The following is an 18,926-nucleotide window of genomic DNA, read 5'->3' as shown; positions in this document are numbered from 1 at the left end:
GACCGCGCCACGCCGCTGGGGGGGACGTCCCGCCAGTAGGTCCGGGGCCCTGCCCAGGAAACCGTCAGCTCACGCGAACAGCCGCCCCTCGTCCACCCCCAGAGGTACAGCCATGGCGAACACCTACCTCCGGGGGTATTCATCGAGAACGAGGGAGTGATGGCGACGGGCCCCAGCCGTTTCCAGGACCAGCTCTCACCAGGAGCGGAAGGTGGCCCCGGCGTCGGTGGACCTGCTCACCCGGTGGTCGGCGACCACGACGAGCTGTTCGGCGTCGGCGTGGAGCGCCTGCACCTCCCCTGCGACCTGACCGGTCGCCTCCCAGGTCTCACCGGAGTCCTCACTGCGGTGAACTCCCCCGTCCAGCGCGACGCCGAAGACGACCTCCGTGTCCGGGACCCAGTCGACCAACGCCAGAGGCGGCGCCCCCTCGACGGGAGCGAATGCCGCCCCGCCGTCGGTCGAGCGCGTCAGCCCGCCCTGCGTGGTCGCCACGACGGTCCGACCGCCATCGGCCATCGCCAGGGAGAACGGTTCAATGCCGTCGTCGAGCGCCTCCCAGGTGTCTCCATCCTCGGTCGCACGGAGTCCCCCGTCGAAACCGACCACGCGCTCGGATGTCGCGGCCAGGGCGTGGAAGTCCGACTCCCCCGCTCTGGACAGGGTCTGCCAGGTCGCCCCGCCGTCACGGGACTCGATCAGACCCACCGGATTCGGCATGTCGACACCCTCGTGGGGGTGACCGCTCGCCACGTAGCGCCCCGGTTCGGCGACCGAGAAGCCCATCAGGTCGATGCCGGGACCGACCCGTTCCGGCACGACGGGCTCGTCTCCAGACCCCTCTGGAACAGGTAGGACGTAGAGGCCCTCGTGGGAGGCGACCAGGATGTCACCGGCCTCGAGATCAACCCCGACTCCGTGCACGTGCGACACCTCCGTCGGCAGGTCGATGCCCACCACGGCGGACTCCGCATCCCGGTCCCGTCCGCCTCCCCCGGACTCGTCTGAAGCGCACCCGGCCGACACGGCGACCAAGACCGCCACCACGCCCACGGCCGTCGACAGCCGTGTCGTCTGTTTCATGTTCACCACTCCGTACCCGGCTCTCAGCCGACGTCGTCCACCATGGAGCAGGTGCCGGTCAGCGCCCGCCATGGTCCTCCTCCGAGGGGGACACCCCGTCGTCGTCTCCACTGTCCTGGCCCTCAGCCCCGAGCATCTCGTTCATCTGCTCGATCTCGGCGCGCTGGGCGTCGATGACCTGCTGAGCCAGCTCACGCACCTCGGGGTTGGTGCCCTCGTCGAGTTCGGTCTGGGCCGTCTCGACGGCGCCCTCGTGGTGCTCGATCATCATCTGGAGGAACATGGTGTCGAACTCCTCGCCCTCGGCCGCCTCCAGTTCCGCCATCTGCTCCTCGGACATCATGCCGGTCATACCGTCGTGGTCCATGCCCTCCATGTCCTGCGCGGGCTCCTGAGCCCACGACTCGAGGAGGGCGTTGAGCTGGTCGATCTCCGGCCCCTGCGCTGCCTGGATCTCCTCGGCCAGCGCCCGCACCTCCTCCCCGGCCCGTCCCTGGGCCAGCTCCGCCATGGTGACGGCCTGTTCGTGGTGGGGGATCATCATCCGGGCGAAGGTGACGTCCGCCTCGTTGAACTCCGCGCTCTCCTCTGCGGAGGGCTCCGAGGCCGGAGCAGCTGGTTCCTCCTCCGTTCCACCGCAGGCGGTCAGGAGCGCGATGGTGGCGAAGACGGTCGCGGCGGGCATGAACACACGCTTGAGTACGGTCATGGTCGGTCAATCTCTCTGTCGTGTTGCTTCGCTTCGTGGCGCTTCGAACAGGCGCCACGTTCTGTGCGAGCGCGTTGGGCACAGGCACCGTGGGGTCCTGCGAACTGGTCTGACGTGCGCGAACGCGTCTGGATACACAGCATCGGCGAGGACGCGACCGAAAGCACTGATGCCCGAGACGACACGCGGAACGGATACGGGGACCGAGCACGCCACCGATCGTCCGTACCACGGGTGGGGTCGTCAGGGGGACGGCTCGTGTACCTCACCGAAACCGTCCCCGAGCACGGGCTCCGGCGGCGGTCAGGGGCGTCGGGCTCCGACGAAGTGCTGGGCCCAGTAGTCGGCGAGCCGCACCTCGGAGATGGTCTTGCCGCTGCTGGGGGCGTGCACCATCATTCCGTTCCCGACGTAGAGGCCGTTGTGCCCGAGGTCGGGGAAGAAGAAGAGGATGTCGCCGGGTTGGATGTCCTCCCAGGCCACGGCGTTGGGCATGTCGTACTGGGTGTAGGTGGTTCGGGGGATGCCCACTCCTGCGGCGGCCCAGGACGCCTGTGTGAGGCCCGAGCAGTCATAGCCGTTGGGCCCGGTCCCTCCCCACTGGTAGGGCGTGCCGATCTTGCTGTAGGCGAAGTCGATCGCCGCACGCGCGTTGCCCGAGGCTGATCCGGTGTAGGTGGGCGCCGCGCCCGTCGCGGACTCCCCCGCTGCTGTGGGGTTCTCCCCGTCGAAGGTCGCGAGGAGCTCCTCCTGCTCGGCGAGGGTGGTCTCCACCTCCTCCTTGCGTTCCTCGAGTTCCTCCAGCTGCTCGGCCGCCTCGTCGTAGGCCTTGTCCGCCTCGTCTTTGAGGGCGATCAGGCGCGCGTCGCTCTCGGCGAAGGCCTCCAGCTCTCTTCGGCGCGACTCCGAGAGGTAGGACAGGTCGGCGGACTGCTCGAAGATCTCGGACGGGTCGTCGACGAACAGCGCCGTGGCCACTGATTCGGGGTCGTTGGACTGGTAGCTGGTGTTCGCCAGCTCGGCGACCTTCGTGCGCAGCTCCTCGAAGCGCTCCTCCTCGGACCCGATCTGCTCGTCGAGGTCCTCGACCTGCGTCTCGGCAGCGTCGTACTGCTCCTGGGCCTCGTTGTACTCCTGGACGAGCGTGCTGGACTCCTGGAGCAGTTCCTCGACCCGTTCCTCGACCTCCTCCTTGGTGGGTTCGGGCTCCGCGTGCGCCACGGCGGTGGGCAGCAGCAGACCGCCAACGGCCACGAAGGCCGCGGTGGTGAACATCCGGCTTGCGGCACTCGTACGGTGCTCGTTCTTCATACGGACCTCGTCGTCAGAGGCCACGCCTCGGGGCATGGCCGGGGGAAGTGTGTACTGAGGGGTCACCCGTGAAGCGCGCGGGTGCCAGCGGCACGGGGCGCGGACGCCGCACGCGAGGGTGGTGGAAAAGGGCGCGACAAGCGGTCGCCGAACCAGCTGCGGGGTTCAGGCAGGACCGGATCAGCCGGTGCGGCTGACCGTCTCACGAACGTGTGCGCTGAGAGGGCACACGCGTGCGCGCCGGTGGAGGTGGGCCGGGCGTTCTACACGCGGCGAACGCACAGGGACACGAGGGCCCTGGTACCGCCGAGGGGGAGGGTTCGGCGCCGTCGCGCTGACCGCGGAAGAGGGCGCGAGGTCGGCGCGGGGACCGGCAGGCCGACGAAGGCGAAGACGCCCATCCCCAGCAGGACGGAGGCCGAGAGCGATCCGGTGCGCTGGTCGACCAGCACGGATCCGGCCTCGTCGCAGTGCTCCTCATGATCGTGCGCGGCGGAGGAGGCCGAGGAGGCCGTCTCCTCACCGCCGTGGCCGGAGGCGGCCACCGAGGCAACGGTCCTTCCGTGGGGAACCGCGTCGGTGTGGCACAGGGAGAGGGCCACCACGCCGAGCGCGAGCAGCACGACGAGCACGACTCTGGTCCAGAGACGCGGCGCTGCTTTCGGGACGGCGGTGGGCACGAATGCGAGATTACCCAAACAGTCAAGCTGTCGCACCCACCACGGTGACAACGGGGGGCACCCCTTGCACCGCGCCTCCAAGAGGCCTATGATCACATCCAAGATACCCCCTAGGGGTATTTACCCAAGACGGGACGCACCCGTCCGACGAAGTACCCGTCACCGATTCCGCGAAGGAAGACGAGCATGGAACCCTCCGGCAAGCCGCACCACGGCCACAGCCACGAACCAGCCGCCGACCACACCGCTCTCGATCCGACCGAGGTCGCGGAGTGCCCCGTCATGCGGGGCACCATGGTCGTCAAGACCGAGGCCGAGGAGAACGGCCTCGTCCGGGAGTACGGCGGCCAGCTCTACTACCTGTGCTGCGACTCCTGCGGGGCTCTGTGGGACGCCTCGCCGGAGGAGTACGCCGGGTGACGACAGTCCGTCCGTCAGCGCTGGTGCCCCGGGTCTCCTGGCCCAGGGCCCCAGCGCGGCTGTTTCAGGACCCGTCGGGCCACGGGGAGTCGATCAGCTCACGGCACGCCTGCTCGCAGCGTCGGCACGCCTGCGCGCGCACCCGGGGCTACCGCCCTCCCTCCGGTTCCGCCTCCGAGATCGTGAGATCGTCCCCCAGGGCCGCCGCGATCCGCGCCGCGCGGGAGTGGTCGTCCAGACGGCGGGTCAGGTAGGCGCAGGCGTGGCCGTGTCTGCGTGACCACCACGCGACCGAACCGCCGATACCGCCCTTGGCGATCTTGACGTCGTCACGCAGCGTTCCCAGCGTCCAGGTGAGACCGGTCCCGAAAACAGTGTCGTGGCCGGTGACCTGGGGCGCGACGTACTCGGCGTGCAGCCGCGGTCCCAGCAGCACGCCCAGAGGTCCGTCCTCATCGGTGAGGCGGGAGAAGAACCCGGCGGCGCTGCTGGCGGTCACGTGCAGGTTGACCCCGCCGAAGACCGCCTGGCGCCATGCGCGGGAATTCGCCAGTCCCACGTCCAGCACACCGTCGGGGACCGCCAGCCACGGCGCCGCGGGAAGATTCTCGGCCCACCCGGGGGCCGCGTACTCCAGATCGGCGACGCGGGGCAGTTCGCGCTCTGGCACGCCGAACCACGCGTCGAGCTCCAGCGCGGGCCGCACGACCCCGTTGAACACCTCCTCCAACGAGGTGCCCGCACCAGCGCGCAGGACGCCGTCGATCAGGTGCCCGTAGGTGAGCGCGTGCTCTCCCATACAAGTGCCCGGCTCGTACTCGGGTGCCGCGGACGCCAGGCTCGCGCGCAGCCCAGCGTCGTCGAGCGGGTCCAGGTCCGCGGCGGAGGCGGGGAAACGGGGCTGGCCCGCCTGGTGGGTGAGCACGTGGCGCAGGGTGGTGCGCTCCTTTCCCTGACCTCCGTACTCCTTCCAATACGCCGCGATCGGCTCGTCCAGCCCCAGTGCGCCGTCGCGAACGGCCACCAGCGCCGCGAGCGCGGCGAAGGCCTTCGACAGGGAGTAGGGCTGGACCAGCGTGTCGCCGCTCCAGGGCCGGAGGCGCCCGGCGTCGGCCCATCCGCCGCTCAGTCGGACGACCTCGCGGCCCCCGCGCCAGACCGACAGGCCGGCTCCCGTTTCCAGGCCCTCGTCCACCAGGTCCTGGAAAACCTCACGCACATGGTCGAACTCATCCTCTGCGTAACCCTCGACCCACACAGCGTTCCCCTCTTCACTTCTCGTTCAACAACGGGTTCGGACCGGGCCACCACCGGGTTGCCGTGCCACACCAGCGTGAAGGGCCCGGACGCCAGCCCACAGAACCACTTATATACCCCCTACCCCCAGGGGGTAGTATCCAGGAATGATCACTTTCGTGAGGGAACTCGGCCTGGGCCGCTCGAACCGCCCCTGCTCCACCGTGTGCGGCGGTCCGGGCTCGGCGGAGGTGGTACTGCTCCGGCAGGTGCTGGGGCTGTGCCTGAGTCTGCGTATCGCGCTCTTCGCCCACTGTCCACAAGGCGCAAACCAGCAACGCGCATAGGCGTCGAGTTGACGACCCGATCCGCCAGGGGAACAGTCGCCACTTCTCAGGATCTCGACGGCCGGGCGTCCTGGTTCTCCGACTCCCCGAGACCCTCCGGGGAAAACCGTTCCACGTCGAGCGCAACGCCAGAGACGGAATTGACTGCGGCGTGCGCGGTGAAGCTGTCCGGGTCCCCGCGGGCCCGGATCGTGCACCTGCTTCTCCACCGAGCAGATGCGCACCTACCACCTGGTTGAAAAAACCGGCGCCCGGTGGTCCGCCATCAGTCATGCATTCTGCGCAAGGCTGGCATGGTCTCCGCCCACGCCCACGGCAGGTTCACCCAACGCGTACTGGCTGCGTGAGTGGGCCAACACCACCCGCCAGAACGAGACAGGTGGGCCAGACGGCACCTTTGACAGGTAGGTGGGCAGCGGGTGAGAACAGACCGGTCACTCGGCGCGGTCTGGTTCAGGCGTTAGTGAGGGGCTTGTCGAACCCAGGCCGAAATGGCGGACGAAGGCATGGGCCTCCTCACGAAGGTAGTTGCCTGACGGCTGGATCAGAGGGCCGGGCAACGGGAGCCGTAGACGCAGGGGATCATGTCCGGATCGGTCTCTCCAACGACAGGACACCTGACTCCCCTGTTTTGCAGACAGCCCTTGTCCTGCAACCCTACGAAAACAGACGGAGCTCACTCACACGGAACTGATGAAGCACATCGAGGACTAGGTCTCTGCTGATCGTCTTAAGCGAATCGACATCGGCGAGAACCGGAAGCTCCGTCTCGATCGGAATGAAATCACTCAGGGTTCGCGAACCAGCGACAGGACGCATTTCCCCCGCCTGAAGGCCTCTGCTGAAACGACGTGTAGCCACAGCTACGAGTGGTTTCTCATCACCGCGAAGCAGGTCGACGCGCAGCAGCAGAGGTGCCTGAATGGAGCGTTGTCGCACTGTGGTCTCAGCCAATGCCACCACATCCGCTACGAATGACTCCACCATGGCGGTAGAGACCGCATGCTTACCTTCGCACGGAAGGAGCTTCTCCGGATCGCAGGCCGCCGCGAAAGTCACCGCACCGTCATGGCACAGCTCCACACATGCCCAGCCAGTCTTATTACCGAGGCCCTCTCCATGCGGGAGCATTTCAACTACCCATCTGCGCAAGCCCACCCCTGGGTTCAACGCGGCGTTCCTTAGTTCGCTCAGCAACGTATAGCGATGAGTATCAGCAACGGGAAGAATCTCACTGCTGCGCTGGATGCTGGCCTCGATCAGTGGTGACACCTCTGCCCGCTTGAGAGAAGGTTGCACAGCAGGAAGAGGAACCTGCGGGATCATCACCGCCGTCATCCACGCTGACACATCGAGATCGATTCGATCGCGTAATTGCCTCTCCGCAGAGATGAGCCGATTCCTGTGGCTGTCTGTTCGGGTGAAGCGTTCACGATAAGCACGCTCGAGTTGGGCCTCGCTCATCCAGCGCGTCTCCGGGCCATCTCGGTACGGTATACCTAGACGGCCCTGCTGGCCAATGGTATGCGGAGCGTCAGAACTAGCAGGAACCACCATCACAAGCACTCCTTGTGAAGGATCACTCGTCTCAGTCAGCGGAACGAACTGTAGGTTTGTGACCATGGGATGTACACGAGAGGCTGCCAACTGGCGCAGACGCCGCTGCTGATGCTCGTTGACACTGACCGGGGTAATCTTTTCCGCCTCGCCAGTGCCTCGGTGCTCAGCCACACCAAAGACGAGGACACCTCCACCGCTGTTCGCCATGGCCGCAACATCCTTAGCGAACTCCTCAGATGCCTTGTCACCTTTGTCAGGGAGAATCCGCTTGTAGTCCATGTCGCTGGTCTCTGCGATGCGTTGGACTACCAACTCCTGAACCATAGTCCACGTAAGAGGGCCGAAGGGCTCACCTGTAAGCCGATGGATCGGCGACCACGAAACCGTCATAGACCAGACACTAGAGGCACTCAACGACACAGGACACGTCTTTACGATGGAATCTCCGTGTGCGTGAGGTCCTGCCTTCGTTCCATGTATGCCATGGACAAGCTCGAACTTCCCTCTCCTTGGCCTCGCTGCTTGACCAGCCTCCCCCAGCGCTCCTTCCGGCCGAAGTGCGCCGCGATCTCTCTGCCACTCGGCAGCACTCCTGTCTCCTGCTGCTGCTCCAGTGCCCAGCTCCAAGCTCGTTCCTGAAACGGGGACAGGGTTGGTGCCCCAGCGGACTGTTCGTCCGTGTTGCGCAAGACCTGGAGATCAGTAGTACGCGTCGCCTCTCCTGCCACGGTGTCCTGAGCTTCCCGTGTCTTCTCCGGTGCCTGCTCATGGACTGCGGACGCGGTGCGTACGCTCTTGGCGGTTGTGCGGAACTCGCGCATGAGCAGCTCGTACGCACCGATGAGCGCGAAGCTCGGCCAGGCGTGGATGATCCGTGACCACATGGTGGGATCGGCCACCGCGACGTTGGCGGCCAGGGACGCACCGGAGCCGACGATCAGCAGCGTCCAGGGCAGAACACCGCCCTTGCGGCCGTGGCGGGCATCGCTCAGCAGAGTCATCGACGCGCCGACGATCATCCCGTCCACCGACAGCGGGAACAGGGCCGCGCGCCACTCCGGCTCACCGTGGCGCAGCGCGAGTTCGTACATGTGCGAGTAGGACACCACCGCGGCGATACCCGCGAGCAGCAGAACAGCCGCGATGGTGACCCATCGTGACCAGCGGGAGGACTCCATCCCGATCACCCTTTCCTGGTGACCGAGGAATCTTCACGGGGCCGAAAGCGCCCTACCGGACGGGGTGGGAGACGGGCGTCTCCCACCCCGCACTGGGGGATTTTTGGGAGACGCGAACCTCTCCCAACGGCTCCCAACCGCCGTGAAGATCCCTCAACGGAACCCTCGGACCTGGGCGAATGCTCATCGGCACAGGTCGCTGCGAAGCCGGAACTACCTTGACACGGTAGGGATCACAGAGGCCAATGCCCAGCACCCGCCTGCCTTGGTGCCCCTCAGGAACCCAGGCGCTCTTCTCGAGAAGGCGCACATGCTCCCACTCTACGTACGCATTTACCCAGCACGACTCTGCTGCTGCATGAGCCAAAGCTGCCCCAATGATCGCAACCAGTAGATGAGAGCAATGATCACGAGGAAGGACAGCACGAGTTGGACGAGAAGCTCGCGTACTCGGTTGAAGAGGCAGCACAAGCGCTCAGTCTCGGGCGCACCACCGTCAAGAAGCTCATCGCCGCCGGCCAGCTCACCTCTGTCCGTGTGGGGCGTCGCAGGCTCATCCCTCGCTCAACGCTGGAAACCTACATCAACAGCCTCGTAGAGGGTCAGGCGTCGGCCTAAGCTGTACGGGACCGTTCCCGGGAAAGACGAGGAGTGGTGCCCAGAAAGTCACGCAAGCCTACCAGGGCGTCCCTGGCCGACCGGCCTGACGTCTCGGTCTACTTCGACCGCATCAAGAAGCTCTGGCGGGCGGAGATCCGCCTCCGGCAGGATCCGCACACCGGTCGCTTTCAGGTCAAGAAGGTCAGCAGTAAGAACAAGAACGCCCTCTACGACAAGCTGTTGGACGTCCTTGACAATGTAGATCAGGGAGTCAGCTCCCCTGCCTACTACACCGTCGCCGACTGCATGGCGGAGTTCCTGCGGGACCAGATCGCGGACCTGGCCCCGGCACCCGGGACAACTACACACAGCTCGCCAATACCCACATCACCCCCTACCTGGGCCGGTACCTGCTGGCCGAACTGCGGGTGGCCGATGTGCTCACCTGGTTGCGGGGCAGGAAGAAACACCTGTCGTCGCGGACGCTGCGGCTGGTGCTCAACCTGCTGGAGCGCGCCATCCGGTACGCACAGGTCCAGGAGATGGTCGCCCGCAACGTCGCTGAACTGGTCCGTTTGGACCAGCGGGGCAGGCTCAAGGGCGACCGGCCCGGGCGTGCGTCCAAGTCCATGACGTTGGACCAGGCCGTGGCGGTGCTCCGCGCGGCCGAGGGCAGCAGGTGGTACGCCTACCTGGTGCTGTCCATCGTCACCGGGGCGCGGACCGAGGAGCTCCGGTCCCTGACCTGGGACCAGATCGACACCGCGGGCGAGGTTCCCACGATCCACGTGTGGACGTCGGTACGCGGCGACGGGGACACCAAGACCCGTCGGTCACGCAGGTCCTTGGAGCTGCCGACCATCGCGGTCACGGCGGTCAACGCCCACCGGGTGATGCAAGCCCGTGAACGCCTCGCGGCGGCCGGACTGTGGCAGGACCACCGCCTGGTGTTCTGCACCGGCAACGGGACACCACTAGACCGCCACAACGTCCTGCGGGACCTGAGAAGGATCATCGGAAAGGCAGGACTCAACGACAAGGACTGGACCGCGCGCGAGTTGCGGCACACGTTCGTGTCGCTGCTGTCGGACCACGGCGTGAGCATCGAGGAGATCTCACTGCTCGTGGGACACGACGGCACCGACACCACCGAACGCGTCTACCGCCACCAGCTGAGGCCGGTGCGCCGCTCCGCGGCCAAGGCCATGGACGACATCCTCAACGACGTGGGCTAACGGCCCACATGCCCCGGTTCAACCCCACTTCTACCCCACCTGGAACGCAGAAAGAGGTCCACCTGATAGTGGACCCCTCGCTGACCTGCTATTCCTCTGTCGGGACGGCGGGATTTGAACCCACGACCCCTTGACCCCCAGTCAAGTGCGCTGCCAAACTGCGCTACGTCCCGTTCGCCGCGCGGGCGCCGTCTCCGGCGCCGCCGACGGGAAGACTCTACCGCATTCGCGGGGCCTCCCGCACCACGGCTTCCGTGCCCGGAACCAGCGGCCCGGACGGCCTCCCGGAACCCTCCGGGCGGCGCGGCGCACGGCCTTTCCGGAAAGGCCGCTCCGCCGACGCGGTACGGGCGCCCGCCACTCCCCCCGGGTGGGCAAGATCGGTCAGGCGCCCGCCTCCCCCGCGCGAACATACTGGTCGCATGACCGAGCCCACCCCGGGACGGGACCGCCTGCGCGAACTGCTCGACGCGGTCCTGGACGAGGAGAACACCCGCCTCACCGACATGGCGGACCACGCCTTCGCCTCGCCGTTCCACTTCACCCGCAGGCTGACCCGCGACACCGGGGAATCCCCGGTCGCGCTGCGCCGCAGGGTGCTCCTGGAGCGCGCGGCCTGGCAGATCAGCCAGGGAAGCAGCGTCACCGACGCCGCCTTCGCCGCCGGATACGAGTCGGTCGAGGGGTTCATCCGCGCCTTCGGACGCGCCTTCGGGCGCCCGCCCGGCTCCACCACGCCGGGCAGCGGCACCTGGCTGCCCGCGCCCAACGGCATCCACTTCCACCCGCCGATCCACCTGTGGGTCGAGGAGAGACCGAGGCAACGAGCCGGAACGGACCTGATCGCCCTCCAGATCCACCACGACGTGGACGACACCGCACACCTGATCCGCATGGCCGGGGGGCTCTCCGAGGAGGCCTACCGGCGGGTGCGGGCACCCGGGCAGACCGTCCTGGAGTGGGACGGGCCCGAGGAGTCGGTCCGCGCCGTGCTCGAACACCTGGTCCGGGCCAAGGAGGTGTGGCTCGCCTCGATCGACGGAGCCGACCTCCCCGAACCGGGCCCGGACGACACCGCGGGCCTGCTCGAACGGCACACCCGCGTCGGCGCGCGCTGGATCGCCACGGTGGACGACATCGGACGCCGCGGCGCCTGGGGCGACCGGCTGATCGACGCCCTGTGCGACCCGCCCGAGAGCTTCGTCCTCGGCAGCGTCGTCGCACACGTACTGACCTACTCCGCGCACCGCAGGCAGCTCGTCCGCCACATGCTGCGCGCGGCGGGCCTGGAGGTGGACCACGGGGATCCCATCGCATGGCTGCAGGACCGACACCACGACGGAGGTACACAGTGAGCAGGACGGTCTACAACACCGCGACGAGCCTGGACGGCTTCATCGCCACCGAGGACCACTCCCTGGAATGGCTCTTCGCCGCCGACGGGGGCGAGGCCCTGGAGGAGACCGAGAGCTTCATCCGGAACGCGGGCGCGATCCTGTGCGGCGCGAGCACCTACGAGTGGATCCTGCGCCACGAGGGGGACAAGCCCTGGCCCTACGGCGTCCCCACGTGGGTACTCACCCACCGGGATCTGCCCAAGGTCGAGGGCGACCTCCGCTTCGCCGGCGCGGACACCGACCAGGAACTGCGCGACCTGCACGCGGAGGTGGTCGAGGCGGCCGGCGGGCGCGACGTGTGGCTGGTCGGCGGCGGCGGGATCGCCGCGGACCTGGCCCGGCTCGGGCTGCTCGACGAGGTGGTCGTGTCGATCGCCCCGGTCACCCTGGGCGCGGGAGCTCCGCTGCTGGCCGGCCGCGTGGACCTGAGGGTGCTGGACGTGCGGCGCGCCGGTGACTTCGCCTGCGCACGGTACGAGGTCGTCCGGTCCTGAACCGGGGGCGCCGCCGGGACGGCCGGGTCCCGGGGCGCCCCTCAGGCGTGTTCCAGCCCGCGCAGGTGCTCGGCGGCCCGCGCGATCTCGTCCTCGCCGAAGACGGCGACGCCGTGCTCCCGGAGCAGCCGCGCGGTGACGCCCTCGCCCGGGTCCCTGCGTCCGGTGAAGGTGCCGTCGTAGACCTGGTGGACCCCGCAGGACGGGCTCGACTCCTTGAGCACGGCCACGCCCGCGCCGTGCGCCCGTGCGGTGGCCAGTGCCGCGCGGGCGCCGTCCACGAAGTGGCCGGTCACGTCCCGCCCGTCGGGGGTGAGGATGCGCGCGCGTCCCGCGAGCACCTCGGCGGCGGTGGCGCCGGGCTCGATCTCGGCGGGCGGACGGGGCACCGGCAGCCCGCCCGCGACCTCCGGGCAGTGCACCACGAGGCGGCCCTCCTCGCGCCAGCGGGCGACCACGTCGTCCTCGACGGTCTTGGCACGCCCGTCGTAACGCACCCTGCGGCCCATGAGGCAGGCGCTGACCAGGACCTTGCGCATGACTCCCCCTCTCGCCCGGTCCCCACGCTACCGGGCGGCGGCACGGGCGGTGGGCGGTGAGTACGGCGGCGCCACCACCTGCATCGCCGAGTCGCCCGCGCGGTCCGTGGGGAACCTGCACTCACCGGCATGGCTGATGATGATCGCGGGTGTGGTGGGCCTGGTGGTGTGGCGGATGCGGGAGAGCGCACACCGGCCGCTGCCCGGCGCCCCGCCACTCCCCTCCCGGATCAGTGCCCCGGCGCCGCAGGACGCCTGCCGCGCCGGGGAGGAACGATCCGTCGGCCGGCTCCCCGCCCCGGAGCAGCGTGCGCCACCCTCACCCGGGGTCCTGAGCCGGCGCGGACACGGCGAAGGGGGTGCCTCACGGGAGGCACCCCCTTCAAAGAGGCGCTGCCTGGGGCGTGTTCGGTGGATGCCGCCCGTCACGCGACAGGGTGTGTCCACCGAACAGCGCACCTAGCGGCGGCGGTGCTTGCGGTCGGGACGCATGCTGCCCTTGGAGGCGCGGCCCGGAGTACCGGCCTTCTTCTCACGGATGCGCATGCTGATGTGCACCGGGGAGCCCTCGAAGCCGAAGTCCTCCCGCAGGCGCCGCTCGATGAAGCGGCGGTAGTTCTCCTCCAGGAACCCGGTGGTGAACAGGACGAAGTGCGGCGGACGCGCACCCGCCTGCGTCGCGAACAGGATCTTGGGCTGCTTGCCGCCGCGCACCGGCGGCGGGGTCGCGGCCACCAGCTCCTTGAGCCAGTTGTTGAGCTGCCCGGTCGGAACGCGCTGGTTCCACCCGTTCAGGCTGGTCTCGATCGCCGGGACCAGCTTCTCCATGTGGCGCCCGGTCCTGGCCGAGACGTTCACGCGCGGGGCCCAGGAGACCCGCGACAGCTGGCGGTCGATCTCCTTCTCCAGGTAGACCCGGCGCTCCTCGTCCAGGATGTCCCACTTGTTGAAGGCCAGGACCAGGCCGCGGCCGGCCTCCAGGACCTGCTCGACGATCCGGATGTCCTGCTCGGCGAGGGGCTCGCTGACGTCCATCAGCACCACGGCGACCTCGGCCCGCTCCAGGGCGGTCCCGGTGCGCATGGTGGCGTAGTAGTCGGCCCCCTGCAGCGCACGGAACCGGCGGCGGATACCGGCGGTGTCGATGAACTTCCAGGTACGGCCACCCAGTTCGACCAGTTCGTCCACCGCGTCACGGGTCGTGCCCGCCACCGAGTCCACGACCACCCGGTCCTCGTCGGCCAGGCGGTTGAGCAGGCTGGACTTGCCCACGTTGGGGCGGCCCAGCAGCGCGATGCGGGGCGGGCCGTCCTCGCCCTCGTCGTCGTCCTCCCCGACGGGCTGCTCGGGGAACTCCGCCACGAGCGCGTCCAGCAGGTCGCCGGTGCCCCGGCCGTGCAGGGCGCTGATCGGGTACGGCTCGCCCACACCCAGCTGCCACAGGTCGAGCGCGTCGGCCTCCTGCATGCTGCCGTCGACCTTGTTGGCGGCCAGCACCACGGGGCGCTTGGTCGAGCGCAGCACACGGGTGACGGCGGCGTCGGCGTCGGTCACGCCGACCGTCGCGTCCACCACGAACAGGATGACGTCGGCGGTCTGCGCGGCGTACTCGGCCTGCCGCGCGACCATGGCGGCCAGTCCGCTGACACTGGTCTCCCAGCCGCCGGTGTCCACCAGGGTGAACCTGGTGTTCTGCCACTCGGCGTCGTAGGCGACCCGGTCACGGGTCACGCCCGGCACGTCCTCCACCACGGCCTCACGGCGGCCGATGATGCGGTTGACCAGGCTGGACTTGCCCACGTTGGGGCGGCCGACCACGGCCACCACGGGGAGGGCCGCGGGCTCGGCGGCGTCGGCGCCCTCATGGCCGACGTCGAGGATGTCGAAGTCACTCATGTACTGCTCCCGGTTCTTCGTCCTCGCGCGCCCAGGATGCGTGCCGCGAGGATGCGTGGAGTCGACCCGCCCCGGTGGTCCCGGGACGCGCGCCGACGACGGGCGCCGACGGCGCCCGTGTACTGGCCACGGGGAAAGAACCCCCGTGGATGTCCGTGTGTTCCCCGAAAGGGGGTGTTGTCGGCCGGTGTGGCCGGTGTTACCGGTCGCGGGCCTCGTCGGCCAGCTTGGAGACCAGGGCGATGACCTCGTCCAGGGTCATCCCGGTGGTGTCGAGCTCGGTGGCGTCGGCGGTCTGCCTGAGCGGCGAGTGCGCCCGGCTGGAGTCCAGCTCGTCGCGCCGGGCCAGGGCGGCCTGGGTGGCTGCGACGTCGCTGGTGCGGACCTCCCTGCTGCGGCGCTGGGCGCGCGCCTCGGCACTGGCGGTCAGGAACAGCTTGAGCGGGGCGTCGGGGGCGACGACGGTGGTGATGTCGCGGCCCTCCACCACGATGCCCGCGCACTCGGCCTTGGCCCTGGCGATGATCTCGCGCTGGGAGCGCACCATGCGCTCACGCGCGCGGGGCACGGCCGAGACCGCGCTGACGTTGGCGGTGACGTCCTTCTCACGGATCTCGGCGGCCACGTCGCGGCCGTCCACGGTCACCGTGGGGGCGCTCGGGTCGGTGCCCATGACGATGACGGGGCGCTCGACGAGGGCGGCCACGGCCTCCTCGTCGTTGACGTTCACGCCGTTGGAGAGCATCCACCAGGTGAGCGCCCGGTACATGGCGCCGGTGTCGAGGTAGCGCAGGTTCCGCAGCCTGGCCACACCCCGGGAGGTGCTCGACTTGCCCGACCCGGAGGGACCGTCGATCGCGATGACGATGCCCTCGGTGCTGTCCTGCGCGCTCACTGCCGTTGACTCCCGCTTGCTTCCACTGTTGCCGACGCCCAACCCTACCGGTGACGCGGGCGTGCGGGGGACCGTACGGCCCGGACCCGGCGTGGGCGCGCGCACCGCGTACCGCACCGGCACGCGGCCCCGCACCGGGGCGGTCACACCCCGGGGTGCACCGACCAGCCGTCGGCGGCCAGTGCGCGCGAGAGCGTGTCCACGGCGTCGGGCAGGAGGTACAGCTGCGCCACGCCCAGCGGCAGGCCGGGGGTGTGCTCGATGCGCACGTCCTCGATGTTGACCCCGGCCTCCGCCGCGGCGGCGAACAGGCGGCCCAGCGTGCCGGGCTCGTCGGGGATGACCACCGGGATCACCGTGTAGTCGGGCCTGTGGACGGTGCCGTGCTTGCCGGGGATGCGGCCGTGTCCGGACCGCCCGCGCTCCAGCAGGTCGCGTACCGGCGCCAGGATCTCCGCGGAGGGGTCGGCCTCCCGCCCGGCCGCCGCACGCAGGGCGTCGGCGGTCGCGGCCAGGTCGGCGGCCATCTCGTGCAGCACCTCCGCGACGGGGGCGGCGTTGTGCGTGAGGATCTCGGCCCACATGGCGGGGTCGCCGCCCGCCACCCGGGTGACGTCGCGCACGCCCTGCCCCGCCAGGGTCAGCGCCGTTCCGTCACCGGAGACCAGGCGGGCCGCCACCGCCGAGGAGGCCACGTGCGGGGCGTGCGAGACCAGCGCCACCGCGCGGTCGTGCGCCCCGGCGTCCAGCACCGTCGGGTCCGCGCCGCACAGGCGGGCGATCTCGGCGACCGCCGCGACGGCCTGCGGGTCGGCCTTACCGGTGGGGCACAGCGCCCACGAACGGCCCAGGAACAGGTCGGCGCGGGCGGCGCCGGGCCCCTGCTTCTCCCGTCCGCCCATCGGGTGCCCGGGGACGAACGTGGCCATGTCGCAGCCCATCCGCTCGGCCTCCGCCAGCACGCTCGCCTTCACGCTGGCCACGTCCGTGTACACGTGGGCCAGCCCCCGGTCCTGCGCGCGGCGCAGGACGGAGGGGATGACGGCGGGCGGCGCCGCGATGACCGCGACGTCCGCGGGGACCGACGGGGAGGGGTCGGCGGACTCCTCCAGAGGACGTCCGGCGCCCAGGTCGCAGGCCAGGCGGAGAGAGGCGCTGTCGGGGTCGGAGAGGACGACGTCGACGTCGCGGGAGCGCAGGGCGAGCGCCACCGAGGTCCCGATGAGCCCGGTCCCGACCACCACCACCCGGCGCACCCCGGGCCGCTGCTCTCCGGTCCGCCGACCGCTGCTGGTGTTGCCCACTGCCCTCTTCGCCTCCGACGTGTTCCCGTGCCCACAGCCTACGGTCCGGCCGGGCCCCGTGCCCCTCCTACTACTGTGCGATGTCCAACCGCAGGGCCTGGGCCCCGCGCAGGTAGACGTGCTGCAGGTCCGAGCGCGGCCGGTCCGTCTCCACGTGCGCCATGAGCCGCACCACGCGCGGCAGGGCGTGCGGGACGGCGATCTCGGTCGCGCACATCAGCGGAACGTCGGTGAAGCCGAGCTTGCGCGCGGCCAGCGCGGGGAACTCGCTCCTCAGGTCGGGGGTGGCGGTGAACAGCACGCTGATCACGTCGTCGGCCTCCAGCGCGTTGCGCCGCATCACCTCCGAGACCAGCTCGGCCGTGGCCTCCAGCACCTGATCCCGTTCGTCCGCGTCGACCTGCACCGCACCGCGGATGGCCCGTACCGCCACGTTCGATCCCGCCTTGTCGTCGTTCACCTGGCCGTCCCCCCGCAAGGGGAACGGCGGCCGCCACCCGGAGGGACGGCCGCCGTCAACTGTATCTACAGGCCCGCGGCCTCGTAGAGCTCGCTCACCTCACGGGAGGTCAGCGCCCGCATCGTGCCCAGTTTGAGGGTGTTGAGGTCGATCGGACCGACCTGGGTGCGGGCGAGGTCGGCGACCGGGTGGCCGACGGCCTCCATCAGGCGGCGCACGATGTGCTTGCGGCCCTCGTGCAGCCGGATCTCGACGAGCGCCTTGGGCGGCTCGTTCTCGACCACGCGGAAGGAGTCGACCTCGACCGGGCCGTCCTCCAGCTCAACGCCCTTTTGGACCTCGCGCACGACCCGGTGCGGGACCGGGCCGGGCACCTTGGCGATGTAGGTCTTGACGACCTTGTAGCGCGGGTGGGTGAGCCGGTTGGCCAGTTCGCCGTCGTTGGTCAGCAGGATGAGGCCCTCGGTCTCGGTGTCCAGCCGGCCCACGTGGAAGATCCGCTCCTCGGTCTGGCCTGTGTAGTCGGCCAGGGTGGGGCGGCCCTCGGGGTCCCACATGGTGCTGACGACGCCGCGCGGCTTGTTGAGGGCGAAGTACAGCTTGTCCGGGGCGGTGACCACGCGCATGTCGTCGACGCGGATCTCGGAGGTCTCCGGATCGACCCGGGCGCCGAAGCGGCGCACGACCTGGCCGTCCACGCTGACGCGTCCGGCGGCGATCATCTCCTCGCTGGCGCGGCGGCTGGCGACACCGGCCGCGGCGAGCGCCTTCTGGAGGCGGATGCCGCCCTTGACGTCGGTGTAGGTGTCGCGGTCCTCGCCGGTGGCGCGGTCCTCGTCCTTGGGGTCGTAGTCGGCGCGCAGTGCCTTGAGGCGCTCGCGGGCCGCCTTGGAGAGCTGGCTCTCGTTCTTGAAGCCGCCCGCCGGCGCGCCGCCCCGGTTCCCGGAACGGCCGGCGCGCTCGCCCTCGGGGGAGCGGCGGTCGTCGCGGTCGCGGCCGCCGCGCTGGTCCCGGTCCGCGCCACGGAGGTGGCGCCCGCCGCGCTCGTCCCGGTCGCCCCGGAAACCACCGCGGTCACGGTCGTCGCGCCCGCCGCGGAAGCTCTGGCGGTCGCGGTCGTCCCGGCCTCCTCTGAAGCCGCCGCGGTCGTCGCGGCCACCGCCCGGACCGCGCCCGCCGCGCTCGTAACGGCCGCCACCACGCTGGTCGTCACGGCCACGGCCCTGGGAACGCTCACCCGAACCACGGAAGTCACGGCCCTCACGGCCGTCGCGGTCACCATGGGGACGGCGGTCGTCGCGTCCGCCCCCGAAGGAACGGCGGTCACCACGGCCCCGGTCGTCCCGGCCACCGCGGAAACCACCGCGGTCGCCGCCGAAGGAGCGGCCCTCGCCGTGCCGACCGTCCCGACCGCCGCGGCCCTCGCGGTCACCGTGGGGACGGCGGTCGTCGCGGTCGCGGAAGTCACGCCCGCCCCGGCCGTCGCGGTCGCGGAAGTCACGCCCGCCCCGGCCGTCACGGTCCCCGCCACGGAAGTCCCTGCCACCGCGGTCGTCCCGGTCACCCCGGAAACCCCCACGGC

The 18,926-nt window shown here is 69.8% G+C and carries 18 protein-coding genes, 1 tRNA gene and 1 pseudogene; 6 read left to right on the top strand and 14 right to left on the bottom strand.

What is annotated here, in order from left to right:
- Positions 1 to 195 precede the first annotated feature (195 nt).
- The 4 genes from A6A08_RS09650 to A6A08_RS09635 all read right to left on the bottom strand — a co-directional run bounded on the left by A6A08_RS09650 (position 196) and on the right by A6A08_RS09635 (position 3,783).
- Positions 196 to 1,083 (bottom strand): F510_1955 family glycosylhydrolase, encoded by an 888-nt coding sequence (locus A6A08_RS09650; RefSeq protein WP_073702222.1) that lies wholly within the window; start codon positions 1,081 to 1,083, stop codon positions 196 to 198.
- Between the two features lie 58 nt (positions 1,084 to 1,141).
- The gene (locus A6A08_RS09645; protein WP_073702203.1) at positions 1,142 to 1,792 is read right to left on the bottom strand and encodes a DUF305 domain-containing protein; all 651 of its coding nucleotides are present in this window, start codon (positions 1,790 to 1,792) and stop codon (positions 1,142 to 1,144) included.
- A 303-nt stretch (positions 1,793 to 2,095) separates the two neighbouring features.
- Positions 2,096 to 3,103 carry a C40 family peptidase gene (locus A6A08_RS09640; protein WP_073702202.1) on the bottom strand — a complete coding sequence of 336 codons (1,008 nt, stop codon included), beginning with the start codon at positions 3,101 to 3,103 and terminating at the stop codon, positions 2,096 to 2,098.
- Between the two features lie 263 nt (positions 3,104 to 3,366).
- Complete coding sequence (locus tag A6A08_RS09635; RefSeq protein ID WP_143181733.1) at positions 3,367 to 3,783, bottom strand: hypothetical protein; 417 nt, start codon at positions 3,781 to 3,783, stop codon at positions 3,367 to 3,369.
- A gap of 186 nt (positions 3,784 to 3,969) precedes the next feature.
- Here A6A08_RS09635 and A6A08_RS09630 point away from each other — a divergent pair, with 186 nt between their 5' ends.
- Positions 3,970 to 4,203: a hypothetical protein gene (locus tag A6A08_RS09630; RefSeq protein WP_073702200.1), complete on the top strand. Its 234-nt coding sequence runs from the start codon at positions 3,970 to 3,972 to the stop codon at positions 4,201 to 4,203.
- Positions 4,204 to 4,351: 148 nt separating this feature from the next.
- Here the strand turns inward: A6A08_RS09630 and A6A08_RS09625 are convergent, their stop codons facing one another.
- Positions 4,352 to 5,422 (bottom strand): serine hydrolase domain-containing protein, encoded by a 1,071-nt coding sequence (locus A6A08_RS09625; protein ID WP_242422259.1) that lies wholly within the window; start codon positions 5,420 to 5,422, stop codon positions 4,352 to 4,354.
- A 184-nt stretch (positions 5,423 to 5,606) separates the two neighbouring features.
- Here A6A08_RS09625 and A6A08_RS27525 point away from each other — a divergent pair, with 184 nt between their 5' ends.
- On the top strand, positions 5,607 to 5,786 hold the full coding sequence (locus A6A08_RS27525) for a hypothetical protein (RefSeq protein ID WP_143181732.1): 180 nt from the start codon (positions 5,607 to 5,609) through the stop codon (positions 5,784 to 5,786).
- 657 nt (positions 5,787 to 6,443) lie between these two features.
- Here A6A08_RS27525 and A6A08_RS09620 read toward each other — a convergent pair.
- Both A6A08_RS09620 and A6A08_RS09615 read right to left on the bottom strand, forming a co-directional pair.
- The gene (locus A6A08_RS09620) at positions 6,444 to 7,625 is read right to left on the bottom strand and encodes a helix-turn-helix domain-containing protein (protein WP_158069272.1); all 1,182 of its coding nucleotides are present in this window, start codon (positions 7,623 to 7,625) and stop codon (positions 6,444 to 6,446) included.
- A gap of 152 nt (positions 7,626 to 7,777) precedes the next feature.
- Entirely contained in the window at positions 7,778 to 8,524 is a 747-nt protein-coding gene (locus A6A08_RS09615) for a DUF2637 domain-containing protein (RefSeq protein ID WP_073702221.1), read from the bottom strand.
- Positions 8,525 to 8,953: 429 nt separating this feature from the next.
- On the opposite strand from A6A08_RS09615, the gene A6A08_RS09610 reads away from it, so the two are divergent.
- Both A6A08_RS09610 and A6A08_RS09605 read left to right on the top strand, forming a co-directional pair.
- Positions 8,954 to 9,142: an excisionase family DNA-binding protein gene (locus A6A08_RS09610; RefSeq protein WP_073702197.1), complete on the top strand. Its 189-nt coding sequence runs from the start codon at positions 8,954 to 8,956 to the stop codon at positions 9,140 to 9,142.
- 419 nt (positions 9,143 to 9,561) lie between these two features.
- Positions 9,562 to 10,359 carry a site-specific integrase gene (locus A6A08_RS09605; RefSeq protein WP_143181729.1) on the top strand — a complete coding sequence of 266 codons (798 nt, stop codon included), beginning with the start codon at positions 9,562 to 9,564 and terminating at the stop codon, positions 10,357 to 10,359.
- 99 nt (positions 10,360 to 10,458) lie between these two features.
- Here A6A08_RS09605 and A6A08_RS09600 read toward each other — a convergent pair.
- Positions 10,459 to 10,532: transfer RNA gene (locus tag A6A08_RS09600), tRNA-Pro, on the bottom strand.
- Between the two features lie 249 nt (positions 10,533 to 10,781).
- On the opposite strand from A6A08_RS09600, the gene A6A08_RS09595 reads away from it, so the two are divergent.
- Positions 10,782 to 11,714 (top strand): helix-turn-helix domain-containing protein, encoded by a 933-nt coding sequence (locus tag A6A08_RS09595; RefSeq protein ID WP_073702195.1) that lies wholly within the window; start codon positions 10,782 to 10,784, stop codon positions 11,712 to 11,714.
- Positions 11,711 to 12,250, top strand: coding sequence for a dihydrofolate reductase family protein (locus A6A08_RS09590; RefSeq protein ID WP_073702194.1), 540 nt, complete (start codon positions 11,711 to 11,713; stop codon positions 12,248 to 12,250). Before A6A08_RS09595 ends, A6A08_RS09590 begins: the two co-directional genes overlap by 4 nt.
- A 41-nt stretch (positions 12,251 to 12,291) precedes the next feature.
- Here the strand turns inward: A6A08_RS09590 and A6A08_RS09585 are convergent, their stop codons facing one another.
- From A6A08_RS09585 to A6A08_RS09560, 6 genes and pseudogenes are all read right to left on the bottom strand, one after another.
- The gene (locus tag A6A08_RS09585) at positions 12,292 to 12,789 is read right to left on the bottom strand and encodes a DUF523 domain-containing protein (protein ID WP_073702193.1); all 498 of its coding nucleotides are present in this window, start codon (positions 12,787 to 12,789) and stop codon (positions 12,292 to 12,294) included.
- A gap of 459 nt (positions 12,790 to 13,248) precedes the next feature.
- Positions 13,249 to 14,697: pseudogene (gene der, locus A6A08_RS09580) on the bottom strand (ribosome biogenesis GTPase Der); the annotation flags it as partial.
- Positions 14,698 to 14,884: 187 nt separating this feature from the next.
- Positions 14,885 to 15,580, bottom strand: a complete 696-nt coding sequence (gene cmk, locus A6A08_RS09575) for a (d)CMP kinase (protein WP_073702191.1) — start codon at positions 15,578 to 15,580, stop codon at positions 14,885 to 14,887.
- Between the two features lie 143 nt (positions 15,581 to 15,723).
- The gene (locus A6A08_RS09570; protein ID WP_073702190.1) at positions 15,724 to 16,884 is read right to left on the bottom strand and encodes a prephenate dehydrogenase; all 1,161 of its coding nucleotides are present in this window, start codon (positions 16,882 to 16,884) and stop codon (positions 15,724 to 15,726) included.
- A gap of 70 nt (positions 16,885 to 16,954) precedes the next feature.
- Positions 16,955 to 17,317, bottom strand: coding sequence for a chorismate mutase (aroH, locus tag A6A08_RS09565; protein WP_073702220.1), 363 nt, complete (start codon positions 17,315 to 17,317; stop codon positions 16,955 to 16,957).
- A 92-nt stretch (positions 17,318 to 17,409) separates the two neighbouring features.
- Positions 17,410 to 18,926, bottom strand: a 1,517-nt coding sequence (locus A6A08_RS09560; RefSeq protein ID WP_083609023.1) for a pseudouridine synthase, incomplete at its 5' end; no start/stop codon positions are given.

It is taken from the genome of Nocardiopsis sp. TSRI0078 (assembly GCF_001905145.1).
In the GTDB taxonomy this organism is placed as follows: domain Bacteria; phylum Actinomycetota; class Actinomycetes; order Streptosporangiales; family Streptosporangiaceae; genus Nocardiopsis.
This window is presented reverse-complemented; position numbering and strand designations above follow the sequence as displayed.

Bases quoted from the DNA above. Each gene is read 5' to 3' on its own strand.
- A6A08_RS09650 (WP_073702222.1), bottom strand. From the start codon at position 1,083: ATGAAACAGACGACACGGCTGTCGACGGCCGTGGGCGTGGTGGCGGTC.
- A6A08_RS09645 (WP_073702203.1), bottom strand. From the start codon at position 1,792: ATGACCGTACTCAAGCGTGTGTTCATGCCCGCCGCGACCGTCTTCGCC.
- A6A08_RS09640 (WP_073702202.1), bottom strand. From the start codon at position 3,103: ATGAAGAACGAGCACCGTACGAGTGCCGCAAGCCGGATGTTCACCACC.
- A6A08_RS09630 (WP_073702200.1), top strand. From the start codon at position 3,970: ATGGAACCCTCCGGCAAGCCGCACCACGGCCACAGCCACGAACCAGCC.
- A6A08_RS27525 (WP_143181732.1), top strand. From the start codon at position 5,607: ATGATCACTTTCGTGAGGGAACTCGGCCTGGGCCGCTCGAACCGCCCC.
- A6A08_RS09620 (WP_158069272.1), bottom strand. From the start codon at position 7,625: ATGGACTACAAGCGGATTCTCCCTGACAAAGGTGACAAGGCATCTGAG.
- A6A08_RS09615 (WP_073702221.1), bottom strand. From the start codon at position 8,524: ATGGAGTCCTCCCGCTGGTCACGATGGGTCACCATCGCGGCTGTTCTG.
- A6A08_RS09595 (WP_073702195.1), top strand. From the start codon at position 10,782: ATGACCGAGCCCACCCCGGGACGGGACCGCCTGCGCGAACTGCTCGAC.
- A6A08_RS09585 (WP_073702193.1), bottom strand. From the start codon at position 12,789: ATGCGCAAGGTCCTGGTCAGCGCCTGCCTCATGGGCCGCAGGGTGCGT.